Consider the following 11851-nt stretch of genomic DNA (forward strand, 5'->3'; position numbering starts at 1 on the left):
CCTCCATATCTCAAACATACAACATCAATTTTTGATTCTTGCCATACACATCATCCGATGAGATGGCGGTTAATCATTTACTATGCATGCGTAACATAGACCCAACATAAAGACGGGTCTATGGGTATTATACTAAGCTTCTTGAACTTTTACTGTTAATTCCGTCTTTACCTTAGCATTTAATTTAATGGGTATCACATGTGTGCCTAAGGCTTTTATGGGCTCTTTTAATAACATTTTTTTCTTATCTATATCAAGACCCAATTGTTCTTTTGCAGCTTTTGTAATCTCTTTTGTTGACACGGAACCGAATATTCTGCCGCCATCACCTGCTTTTACATGAATGGTAATGGCGCAGCCTTTTATTTCCTCAGCAAGCTCTTTAGACTGCTTAAAGAGTTCTTCCTGTCTTCTTTTTTCCGATTGTTGCTTAAGTTTAAGATCATGCATAGCAGCATTGGTAGCTTCAACGGCTAATTTCTTTGGGAACAGGAAATTCCTTGCATAGCCATCGCTTGCATTGATCAGATCACCTTTTTTACCCAGTTTCTTTACATCTTCTAGTAAAATAACTTTCATGATTTATTCACCTTCCTCTAAGTATTCATCAATTGTCTCTTTTAATATTTCAATGGCCCCTTCAATGGTATAATCTTTCAGCTGAGCACCTGCCACACTTAAGTGGCCTCCTCCGCCTAACTTTTCCATAATCAGCTGCACATTAATGTCATCAAAAGATCGTGCGCTCATATATATGGTACCTTGAATATCGGTTAATACAAAGGATGCCTTTATACCGGATATATTTAATAACTCATCTGCCGCCTGGGCTGTTACAAGGTTCGGGTTAGGTGCATCTGACGGGCATATGGTAATGGCCATATTCTCTCGATAGATTTCCGCATCTCGAACAGCTGTTGCTCTTGCTTTATAAGATGCCATATCGTTTTTAAACAACTTTCTAACACGTACCACATCTGCCCCATTACGTCTTAAGTATGCTGCGGCTTCAAAAGTCTTCACACCTGTCTTCACCACAAAATTCTTCGTATCCACGGTTATCCCAGCAAATAAAGCATCTGCTTCTGTAGAGCGCAATTTTACTTTATCGGAGATGTAACGAATAATTTCTGTCACCATTTCACATGTGGAAGAGGCATAGGGTTCAATGTAACTAAGCACAGTATTTTCTATATGTTCTGCACCTACTCGATGATGGTCAAAAACAACCACGTTTTGCGTATAATCCAGTAATTCTTCACATTCTGTATAACTTGGACGGTTCACATCCACCACAACTAACAATGTATTTTCATTTACAAGATTAACGGCTTCCATATTGTCTATAAATAAATCTTCCTCATAACGTTCATCAGCCTGAAAGCGGTCATATAGCGCCTTAACAGAAGATGTAATCTCGTTAAGAACGATATGCACAGGTTTATCCAGTAACCTTGCACAGCTATAGATACCGACTGCTGCACCCAGAGAATCTAAATCCTGTACTTTATGTCCCATCACAATGACCTTTTCACAGTCTTCTATCAATTCTCTAAAAGCATAAGCTTTTATCCGTGCTTTCACCCGAGCGCTTGTTTCTACCCCTCGGGTTTTTCCTCCATAGAAAAGGAATTTATCGCTTTCTTTTATCACCGCTTGGTCACCACCTCGACCTAATGCTAGGTCGATGGCTACTCTGGCAAAGTCCATGGACTGAGTAAAAGAAAAAGCATTCACACCTAATCCCATACTGAGTGTTACAGGAAGCTCATTTCCAATATTAATATCACGAATGACATCAAGAATCGCAAACTTATCTTCATGCAAATCTTTTAAATATTTCTTTTGAAATATAATCATATATTTATCTTTTTCGAATTTACGTACCACACCATCAATTTTTTTAGCGAATTTATTAATGTTTCGATCAATAAGGGCTACTAACAAAGGCCTACGTACGTCTTCAATACTTTGCAGTGCCTCTTCATAGTTATCAATATAGAGTAATCCTACCACGGTCTTTTGGTCTTCATTTTTTTTCTGAAGCTCTGTCTCTTTTGTGATGTCAAAAAAGTAAGTGGCATAGATGACACCATTGTCATTCACATGGTCATAATCCCCAGCATCTTGTGTGGTGAGATGCCGTATAACAACCCGATAGATTTTATCTTCTATTTCAATTTCTTTTTCAAACACACCATCTTCTTCCACAGGTAATATAGCTGCGTTAAGGGGTGGTATGAGGGCATTGATGTTTTTATCCAATACTTTTTTCTCACCTATTATGGTTTCAAAGGCTTCATTAAACCAACGGATCCTTCCGTCTACATCTATGAGAATATAAGGAATCTGAAACTTAAGTAAGAAATTGGTTTGAAGGCTGCCAAATGTAAAAGCATAATGTATAATTTCACTCAATAAATGGCGTTTAGAAACAAAACTAATCAGTACACTTACAATAATACCAATTAAAAAGAATATGGCTGATATAACACCAGCTGTTGTATCAATGTAAAACATAATAATGGTTAGAATCAGTAAAAACCCCAAATAAATCATAGGCCACCTAAAGTAACTTTTTAGCTGCCTATTCAGTTGAATGTCCTTCTTCATACACTAATCTTCTCCTTTAACCTTTAAGAGATGTCATAACTTAATTATGTATTTGACGTTTTATTTAACTTGCTTCTCATTTGAAACGTCCCTTCAATAAAACCAGCTATCACAAAATAAGTCTTAAAGAAAATCAAACAAAATACAGACATCATGATTAAAAAGAATTTCTGTCGTCCACTTTCAGTACGCATAATCATGAATACCTCAAATAATATACCCAGTAAAAATAACATGACTATAAGAATAATTAACAGATTATTGATAGCTATGAGCAATAAATTGCTGCCATCTGTTATAAAAGCTTTTATCAGCATAACACCTAATAAGAAAAATATAATATGTCTTGATACCTTCACGTTAAGCAGATGACTAAGTTTCAATGTATCCATGGCCATTTGATGGGTTACTAATTTGAATATTAATACCAGTATACACGATAGTCCCATACATATCATATACAACATGGCAGGATAATAATATCTTAAAAAGGAAAAAACACCTTTAAGATAATCAATCACCAATGTATACTCTTCTAAATTATTCATATCATCCGCTAACAGACTTCTGTATACGCTTATAAAATCAGCTTCTACTCCTTCAATTATACGGTAATAATAACCTATTATATCCATGTCATACCATGTATTGATAAGAGCAATAATACCTATTATACTGACAAATAACCCTAAACTAAACAGCGTTACTGTATCTTTAAAAGAAGTCTTTAGAGGCATTTCTTTTGTCATAGTAACCTCCTAAAATAGCACCTACCTTATTACATATGTCTGGATTTATTCAGATGTTTTGATAATAAGGATATTTCATTAGACCATTGGTCATTTTCAGGGTTCTGTAACGTTGCTAATCGCAATTTGTTAATGAGTTTCATATCTAAAGCTTCATTAGATACCCCTAGCTTATCGGACAGTAAATATGAAAGAATAATAATATCAGATAATATATCAATATTTTCATTGTGACAATCCTTATTGGCCTCTGCCATGTTTGAAAACAGTGCTGAAACATTTGATAACAATTGACTTTTTAAACTTTCAATAATTTTTATAGTTTTCGTAATATCAAAGTCGCCATTATACATAGCCATAATAACAGTCCCCTTCTTATATTATTGACTTTCTGCTTCTCATCTATAGGTTTCTTTTAGGTTTACCAAGCAAGTCCATAACAAAGTTAACGATTATGACTAAGTGTTACACTGGTCCATCATTATTATACCATTTAATAGAACATATGAAAAGTTACATTCACCCATATGCACATGATTCTATATCTATGAATCCAATGACTTCTACCATAAGAAGAACAAAGCGTCTACGTCACATCTTGCGAAGCAAGTTGTTACGTTAGGAAAGTTTCCTTGACGCCTATGAAAAAAGCTTCTACTTCATATGCTGAATTCAGAGGACTTTCCTATAGGAATAAAAAAGGCTCCGAGTAAACTCAGAGCCGATTATATCTATTAGTCAAGTGTATAAGGCATTAAAGCGATATGTCTTGATTGCTTAATGGCTATTGTTAAAGCTCTTTGATGCTTTGCACAATTACCAGTAATTCTTCTAGGAAGAATTTTTCCTCTTTCAGAAACGTAACGCTTTAACTTGCTCACATCTTTATAGTTAATTGTCGCTTTTTTGTCTGCACAAAAAATACAAATACGTTTTTTTCTTCTTCCGCCTCTTCTTTTTTGGAAAGCCATGGTCGTACCTCCTTTTTCAAAAATCAATAAAGAATTGGCTTGAATCAATGATTCAAACAACTTCTTTTCATTATATTGTAATCGATCGCTGCATAAACACTCTAGAGATGTCTATGACTAAAATGGTAAATCGTCTTCAAAGCTTTCGTCAATTGGAACAAACCCATCGGCTTTATTAGAAGATGGTGCTGGAACAGGAGCACTGGACTCTGTTGCCATTCTTTTCTCAAAAGAAGCTTTGCTTTCAGCAAAATACTGCTCTTCCGCAATGACTTCTGTAATCCATTTTCTATTACCGTCTGGATCGTCATAAGTTCTTATTTGAAGTCTACCTACTATTGAAATCTGCTGACCTTTCTTAAAGAATTTCTCAGCAAATTCTCCCGCTTTTCCAAAGGACACAATGTTAATGAAATCAGCATCTGGCTCGCCTTCACGTTTGAAACGTCTATTAACTGCTAATGTATATCTTGCAATAGCAAGTGGTTGTGCGCCTTGTGAATATCTCACTTCTGGGTCCTTGGTTAATCTACCCATTAATATAACTTTATTCATAACATTATTACCCCCTTGAAATTACTAGTCTTCTAAACGTCTGAATAAGAATCTTAGAACTGGTTCCATGATACGAATTCTTTTTTCAATCTCAGCTGGTGAGTCAGATGCTGATTCGAATTTAATGAAGTAATAGAAACCTTCTTTTACTTTTTCAATCTCATAAGCTAGTCTTCTTTTTCCCCAGTCATCAACTTCGCTGATTGTACCACCGAATCGCTCAACATAACCTTTGATTTTTTCCAAAGTTGCTTCTTTAACCTCTGTTTCAACTTTTCCGTTGATTACAATTGCTAATTCGTATTTGTTCATAATATGACACCTCCTTTTGGACTTTGGCCCTTATATGAGAATAAGAGCAAGGATATATAAGTAGCAAGGCATAACAAGACTATTGTACTATCCATGCTACACCTACAATATATTAACACACATTATACCATAGCACAAGAGGAAATTTTATTCTTTACAAATCTGCCCCATTACGTTTAATTTTTTTAATGTTTTTTTCTAGTTTTTTTCTAGGAATCATGACTTGATGCCCGCATCCTAAGCATTTAATTCTAAAATCAATACCCGTTCTAAGCACTTCCCACTCATGGCTCCCACATGGATGTTGTTTTTTCAAATGTACCACATCATCAATTTTAATATCCAATATCATCACCTCACAACTCTACATCAATCATGTTTGATATGATGTTATGGTTTTATTTTTTAATAGACTATTCATGATTTATCGTTCTCCATTATTATAAAATAAAAATTAAGATTAGTAAATGTGGAACCATAGTAAATACCCATTATTAATCAAAATAACTTACTTTTTTCCATAAGGACTGGTATAATAATAGATGCTGGTAAATAAAATTCGTGGTGATGATAATGAAAAAATCAAAATATATTTATGAAGGGCTCCTATTAATCGTAGCAGTGATATGGGGTAGTGGGTTCATTGCTTCTGACATTGCTCTAACGAATGGGGCTTCTCCTATGTTGGTATTGGTTCTCCGATTCTTCATAGCATCTGTATTATTGAGCATCTTATTTTATAAACAATTAAAGTCCATAACAAAGGCAGATGTATTGGGTGGTTTTATTGTTGGTCTATGTCTATTTTTAGGCTTTGCATTTCAGACCTTTGGTCTCCTATATACCACCCCTTCTAAAAATGCTTTTTTAACAGGGGTTAATGTGATCATCGTACCCTTTATATGTTGGCTCATCTATCATAAAAAGCCACCAGGTAAATCTTTTTTGTCTGCTATAATCTGTGTTGTTGGTATTGGTTTGTTGACGTTAGATACAACCCTAGGTGTTAATCTTGGTGATCTTTTAACCTTAATATGTGCTTTGTTTTTTGCATCACATATCGTTTCAAATGGCCATTTTAGTAGAAAGATTAACCCCATAAAACTAAGCATTTTACAAATGTATTTTGCCTTTATCTTTTCACTCTTTACATTCCTCATAACAGATGGAGGCGTAATCGGTGTAAAAAGTGAGGCATTCATCTCTATTTTATATTTGGGTGTGTTTTGTACTTCTATTGCATTTTTCATTCAAACCTATGCCCAGAATAAGGTTCATGCTAACAAAACAGCTATCTTTCTATCCACTGAATCGGCATTTGGCACCATTTTTTCTATTGTCTTATTAAAGGAAGTAATGACTATCGAATTGATAGTGGGATGTATCGTTATATTTACAGCTATCCTCATATCAGAAGTGGATTTTAACAGTTTTAGAACAAGAAAAATACCTCAGGAAGAATAAGTTTTATTTAATTTACAATACTTAATAGGTATATTCTACATTATTTATATTCTGAAATAGAGTTTCGTTCGCAAACTCTATTTTTTATAGCTACAAATTGTCTAAATGATTCTAGTTAAAGTTCAACGGTTATAGCTGAATAAAACGTTTACCTTCTATAAATAACCTTTATATAGCAAAAAACAGCTTAAATAGCTGTTTTTAAATTGCGGAGAAAGGATTTGAACCTCTGACCTTCGGGTTATGAGCCCGACGAGCTACCAGACTGCTCCACTCCGCGGCATTATGAAATTCAAGGCGCCAATCGGATTTGAACCGATGGTGAAGGTGTTGCAGACCTCTGCCTTACCACTTGGCTATGGCGCCATAATTTATTATATGCGTAATATAATAAATTTGTCAACAACAAAAATCGGCAGCCATCTACTCTCCCAGGTCGTCTCCAACCAAGTACCATCGACCGCTTATAGCTTAACCAACGTGTTCGGTATGAGAACGGGTGTTTCCTATAAACGCATTACCACCGAAAGTGACCCGTAGGGGAATCGAACCCCTGTTACCGCCGTGAAAGGGCGGTGTCTTAACCGCTTGACCAACGGGCCTAATTATTAAGATGTCAAGCTCCCCGAGTAGGACTCGAACCTACAACCCTTCGGTTAACAGCCGAATGCTCTACCATTGAGCTATCGAGGAATAATGCTTATTAAACATTCAAAACTACACATTGAAAACACATACACATCATTATATAATCGTTCATTTATCCATTCTAACCTGAACAAGTTATCTACACTTACTTATAACTTATACATCTTAACCCTTAGCCAATCATAGCTAGGTCAAGCCCTCGACCTATTAGTATCGGTCAGCTGAACATGTTACCATGCTTACACCTCCGACCTATCAACCTTGTCGTCTTCAAGGGGTCTTACTACCTTACGGTATGGGATATCTTATCTTGAGGGGGGCTTCACGCTTAGATGCCTTCAGCGTTTATCCCTTCCAAACTTGGCTACTCTGCTATGCACTTGGTAATACAACAGATACACCAGCGGTTCGTCCATCCCGGTCCTCTCGTACTAAGGACAGCTCCTCTCAAATATCCTGCGCCCACGACGGATAGGGACCGAACTGTCTCACGACGTTCTGAACCCAGCTCGCGTACCGCTTTAATGGGCGAACAGCCCAACCCTTGGAACCTGCTACAGCTCCAGGATGCGATGAGCCGACATCGAGGTGCCAAACCACTCCGTCGATGTGAACTCTTGGGAGTGATAAGCCTGTTATCCCCGGGGTAGCTTTTATCCGTTGAGCGATGGCAATCCCACTTTCATACCACCGGATCACTAAGTCCTACTTTCGTACCTGCTCCACCCGTCGGTGTCACAGTCAAGCCATCTTATGCCTTTGCACTCTGCGAATGGTTTCCAACCATTCTGAGATGACCTTTGAGCGCCTCCGATACCTTTTCGGAGGCGACCGCCCCAGTCAAACTCCCCACCTGACATTGTCCCCACACCCGTTTAGGGTGCTAGGTTAGAAATCCAGTACTACAAGGGAGGTATCCCAACAGCGACTCCACAAAGACTGGCGTCCTTGCTTCTACGTCTCCCTCCTATCCTGTACATGTAATACCGAATCCCAGTATCAAGCTGGAGTAAAGCTCCACGGGGTCTTTCCGTCCTGTCGCGGGTAACCGGCATCTTCACCGGTACTACAATTTCACCGGGCGCGTTGTCGAGACAGTGCCCAAATCGTTACGCCTTTCGTGCGGGTCGGAACTTACCCGACAAGGAATTTCGCTACCTTAGGACCGTTATAGTTACGGCCGCCGTTTACTGGGGCTTAAATTCAGAGCTTCGCTTACGCTAACCCCTCCTCTTAACCTTCCAGCACCGGGCAGGCGTCAGCCCCTATACTTCACCTTTCGGTTTTGCAGAGACCTGTGTTTTTGCTAAACAGTCGCTTGGGCCTATTCTCTGCGGCCTCTCTAAAGAGGCACTCCTTATCCCTAAGTTACGGAGTCATTTTGCCGAGTTCCTTAACAACGCTTCTCCCGTCGGCCTTAGGATTCTCTCCTCATCTACCTGTGTCGGTTTACGGTACGGGCACATACAAAACAATAGCGGCTTTTCTCGACAGTTTGGATTCAGAAACTTCCCTACTTATATTTCGGTCCTCATCGTACTTCAGAAACGGATGACGGATTTGCCTGTCTTCCTATCCTTTGTACTTGAACGGGTTTTTCCATTCCCCGTTTTTCCTATCCTCCTGTGTCCCCACAGTTCTGTTTGCATGCGGTACAGGAATTTCAACCTGTTGTCCATCGACTACGGCTTTCGCCCTCGCCTTAGGTCCCGACTTACCCAGAGAAGATCAGCTTTACTCTGGAAACCTTAGATATTCGGCCGAGAAGATTCTCACTTCTCTCTCGCTACTCATTCCGGCATTCTCTCTTCTTAACAGTCCACTGCTCCTTACAGTACAGCTTCGTCCCAGTTAAGAATGCTCCTCTACCACTGATATTACTATCAATCCACAGCTTCGGTGTCATGTTTTAGCCCCGGACATTTTCGGCGCAAGATCTCTCGACTAGTGAGCTATTACGCACTCTTTGAATGTATGGCTGCTTCTAAGCCAACATCCTAGTTGTCTTCGAAATCTCACATCCTTTTCCACTTAACATGTACTTTGGGACCTTAGCTGGTGGTCTGGGCTCTTTCCCTTTTGACTACCCAACTTATCTCGCGCAGTCTGACTCCTGATGAGCATCTATATGGCATTCGGAGTTTGATATGTTTTGGTAAGCCTCGCGGCCCCCTAGACAATTCAGTGCTCTACCTCCATTAGACTCCATCAAGGCTAGCCCTAAAGCTATTTCGAGGAGAACCAGCTATCTCCGGGTTCGATTGGAATTTCTCCGCTACCCACAGTTCATCCCCACGTTTTTCAACACGTGTGGGTTCGGACCTCCATTACCTTTTACGGTAACTTCATCCTGACCATGGGTAGGTCACCCGGTTTCGGGTCTACGTACTCTGACTTAACGCCCTATTAAGACTTGGCTTCCCTTCGGCTCCAGACCTTTAGTCTTTAACCTTGCCAGTTATACGTAACTCGCCGGACCGTTCTACAAAAAGTACGCCGTCGCTCTGATTTATATACGAGCTTCGACTGCTTGTAAACAAAGGGTTTCAGGTTCTTTTTCACTCCCCTCCCGGGGTTCTTTTCACCGTTCCTTCACAGTACTATACGCTATCGGTCACTAGGGAGTATTTAGCCTTGGGGGGTGGTCCCCCCAGCTTCACACAGGGTTTCTCGTGTCCCGTGCTACTCTGGATACCGCCTGCTCTCTCGGTCTTTCACCTACTGGACTTTCACCTTCTTTGGTTGGCTTTCCCAAAACCATTCGGTTAAACGTCGAGATACATTCTGCGGTCCTCAACCCCTAAGAACTAAGTTCTTAGGTTTGGGCTCTTCCCTTTTCGCTCGCCGCTACTTAGGGAATCGATTTTTCTTTCTCCTCCTTCGGGTACTTAGATGTTTCAGTTCCCCGAGTTCCCCCTACATGGCTATGTATTCACCATGCAGTAACTGGGCTTTTCCCAGTCAGGTTTCCCCATTCGGATATCTCCGGATCGATGGCTATTTGCGCCTCCCCGAAGCTTTTCGCAGCTTATCACGTCCTTCATCGGCTCCTAGTGCCAAGGCATCCACCCTTTGCTCTTATTAGCTTGACCTACACATTTTTCTCATCTAAGCATCGGCTTTGCGCATGCAAAACGATTGCCTATCTCTTCGTGATTCTTAGGTTTAAATATCACCACGGTTTTGGGTGATTTTTAAAGCTTAGAAGAACAATATGAGAATAAATGTTGCCATAAACAGCTTTTCTCGTAAGATTCTTATAAACATGTATAACAACCTTCCAATCAAGCATGCATTGATCGCACTAAGAGCTAAGATTTACAAGTTATTTGTATGCTCCTATTGTTGACAATAGATACGTAGCTTGTTCTTGGTTACTCTTGGTTCTTTTAAGCATTGGCTTTGCGTATGCAAAACAAGTGCTTTCTTTTAAATCATAGGATAATTGATTATCATTTGATGTCAGTATTTAACAAATGGATTAAGTTCTTTTACATACATTTTATGGCATGACAAAAGGTTCTTTCCTTAGAAGTTATCTCCTGAAAGAATGACTTCTTCTTTGTTAAATATCTTTTCAATGTGAAGTTTTCAATGTTCAAATCTCTTGTATAAAAGCAATCGTTTTGCATATGCAAAGCCCATGCTTAATTGTTTCTTTTCAAGAGACAATGGAGATAAGGAGATTCGAACTCCTGACCCCCTGCTTGCAAGGCAGGTGCTCTCCCAACTGAGCTATACCCCCATGGTGTTCTTTTTGTGTATGAAATTGTTAATTGGTGGGCTCAAGTGGACTCGAACCACCGACCTCACGCTTATCAGGCGTGCGCTCTAACCAGCTGAGCTATGAGCCCTGACACGCTGAGCGTGTTATTGGCAATCTGGCAGCCACCTACTCTCCCAGGTCGTCTCCAACCAAGTACCATCGGCCGTCTGTGGCTTGACCATCGTGTTCGGTATGAGAACGGGTATGTCCCATAGACGCATCACCACCAGAAATCTCTTCTATTCTTAGAATAAACGGTATATATTTGTTTGTTTTTCCTTGAATACTCAACAGTGAAACGAACTTTTGGCTATGCTTTACTATTCCATGCAATTCTACTTATCGTTTAAAGCCTCGACTTTAACGATCTTCCTTAGAAAGGAGGTGATCCAGCCGCACCTTCCGATACGGCTACCTTGTTACGACTTCACCCCAGTCATCGGCTTCACCTTCGACAGCTCCATCCATAAAGGTTTGGTCACTGGCTTCGGGCGCTTCCAACTCCCGTGGTGTGACGGGCGGTGTGTACAAGGCCCGGGAACGTATTCACCGCGACATGCTGATTCGCGATTACTAGCGATTCCAACTTCATGTAGTCGAGTTGCAGACTACAATCCGAACTGGGATAGCTTTTTTGGGGTTGGCTCCATGTCACCACTTCGCTTCCCTTTGTCACTACCATTGTAGCACGTGTGTAGCCCAAATCATAAGGGGCATGATGATTTGACGTCATCCCCACCTTCCTCCGAGTTGTCCCCGGCAGTCTCTCTAGA

General features: G+C 39.8%; 9 protein-coding genes, 6 tRNA genes and 4 rRNA genes (1 of these 19 running past the window's edge). 1 reads left to right on the plus strand and 18 read right to left on the minus strand.

The genetic code is table 11. The annotated features are described in order from the left end of the window. Window positions 1-132 precede the first annotated feature (132 nt). From rplI to HZI73_RS00825, 8 genes are all read right to left on the minus strand, one after another. The gene (rplI, locus tag HZI73_RS00790; RefSeq protein ID WP_212696391.1) at window positions 133-579 is read right to left on the minus strand and encodes a 50S ribosomal protein L9; all 447 of its coding nucleotides are present in this window, start codon (window positions 577-579) and stop codon (window positions 133-135) included. 3 nt (window positions 580-582) lie between these two features. Next, window positions 583-2613: a DHH family phosphoesterase gene (locus HZI73_RS00795; RefSeq protein ID WP_212696392.1), complete on the minus strand. Its 2031-nt coding sequence runs from the start codon at window positions 2611-2613 to the stop codon at window positions 583-585. Between the two features lie 44 nt (window positions 2614-2657). After that, window positions 2658-3362, minus strand: coding sequence for a DUF2232 domain-containing protein (locus HZI73_RS00800; protein ID WP_212696393.1), 705 nt, complete (start codon window positions 3360-3362; stop codon window positions 2658-2660). Between the two features lie 29 nt (window positions 3363-3391). Further along, complete coding sequence (locus HZI73_RS00805; protein ID WP_212696394.1) at window positions 3392-3721, minus strand: MazG-like family protein; 330 nt, start codon at window positions 3719-3721, stop codon at window positions 3392-3394. Between the two features lie 375 nt (window positions 3722-4096). Further along, window positions 4097-4333: a 30S ribosomal protein S18 gene (gene rpsR / locus HZI73_RS00810; RefSeq protein ID WP_212696395.1), complete on the minus strand. Its 237-nt coding sequence runs from the start codon at window positions 4331-4333 to the stop codon at window positions 4097-4099. Window positions 4334-4450: 117 nt separating this feature from the next. Beyond that, window positions 4451-4888: a single-stranded DNA-binding protein gene (locus tag HZI73_RS00815; RefSeq protein WP_212696396.1), complete on the minus strand. Its 438-nt coding sequence runs from the start codon at window positions 4886-4888 to the stop codon at window positions 4451-4453. Between the two features lie 24 nt (window positions 4889-4912). Continuing rightward, window positions 4913-5200: a 30S ribosomal protein S6 gene (gene rpsF, locus HZI73_RS00820; RefSeq protein ID WP_212696397.1), complete on the minus strand. Its 288-nt coding sequence runs from the start codon at window positions 5198-5200 to the stop codon at window positions 4913-4915. 154 nt (window positions 5201-5354) lie between these two features. Continuing rightward, window positions 5355-5546, minus strand: a complete 192-nt coding sequence (locus HZI73_RS00825) for a DUF951 domain-containing protein (protein ID WP_212696398.1) — start codon at window positions 5544-5546, stop codon at window positions 5355-5357. Between the two features lie 227 nt (window positions 5547-5773). Here HZI73_RS00825 and HZI73_RS00830 point away from each other — a divergent pair, with 227 nt between their 5' ends. Beyond that, window positions 5774-6664, plus strand: a complete 891-nt coding sequence (locus tag HZI73_RS00830) for a DMT family transporter (protein WP_212696399.1) — start codon at window positions 5774-5776, stop codon at window positions 6662-6664. Between the two features lie 206 nt (window positions 6665-6870). Here the strand turns inward: HZI73_RS00830 and HZI73_RS00835 are convergent. The 10 genes from HZI73_RS00835 to HZI73_RS00880 all read right to left on the minus strand — a co-directional run. Further along, window positions 6871-6944, minus strand: a tRNA-Met gene (locus tag HZI73_RS00835). Window positions 6945-6959: 15 nt separating this feature from the next. Next, window positions 6960-7030 (minus strand) — tRNA-Cys (locus tag HZI73_RS00840). Between the two features lie 44 nt (window positions 7031-7074). Next, window positions 7075-7192: ribosomal RNA gene (rrf, locus tag HZI73_RS00845) — 5S ribosomal RNA — on the minus strand. A 2-nt stretch (window positions 7193-7194) separates the two neighbouring features. Further along, a tRNA-Glu gene (locus HZI73_RS00850) sits at window positions 7195-7266 on the minus strand. Window positions 7267-7285: 19 nt separating this feature from the next. Next, window positions 7286-7357, minus strand: a tRNA-Asn gene (locus tag HZI73_RS00855). Between the two features lie 142 nt (window positions 7358-7499). After that, window positions 7500-10404 (minus strand): 23S ribosomal RNA (locus HZI73_RS00860). Between the two features lie 580 nt (window positions 10405-10984). Further along, a tRNA-Ala gene (locus HZI73_RS00865) sits at window positions 10985-11057 on the minus strand. 32 nt (window positions 11058-11089) lie between these two features. Continuing rightward, window positions 11090-11166: transfer RNA gene (locus HZI73_RS00870), tRNA-Ile, on the minus strand. Window positions 11167-11191: 25 nt separating this feature from the next. Beyond that, a 5S ribosomal RNA gene (rrf, locus tag HZI73_RS00875) occupies window positions 11192-11309 on the minus strand. A 146-nt stretch (window positions 11310-11455) separates the two neighbouring features. Further along, window positions 11456-11851, minus strand: a 16S ribosomal RNA gene (locus HZI73_RS00880); it runs 1133 nt beyond the window's last position. The 16S, 23S and 5S rRNA genes sit together here with 6 tRNA genes alongside, the layout of an rRNA operon.

Source organism: Vallitalea pronyensis (assembly GCF_018141445.1).
Classification (GTDB): Bacteria; Bacillota; Clostridia; order Lachnospirales; family Vallitaleaceae; genus Vallitalea; species Vallitalea pronyensis.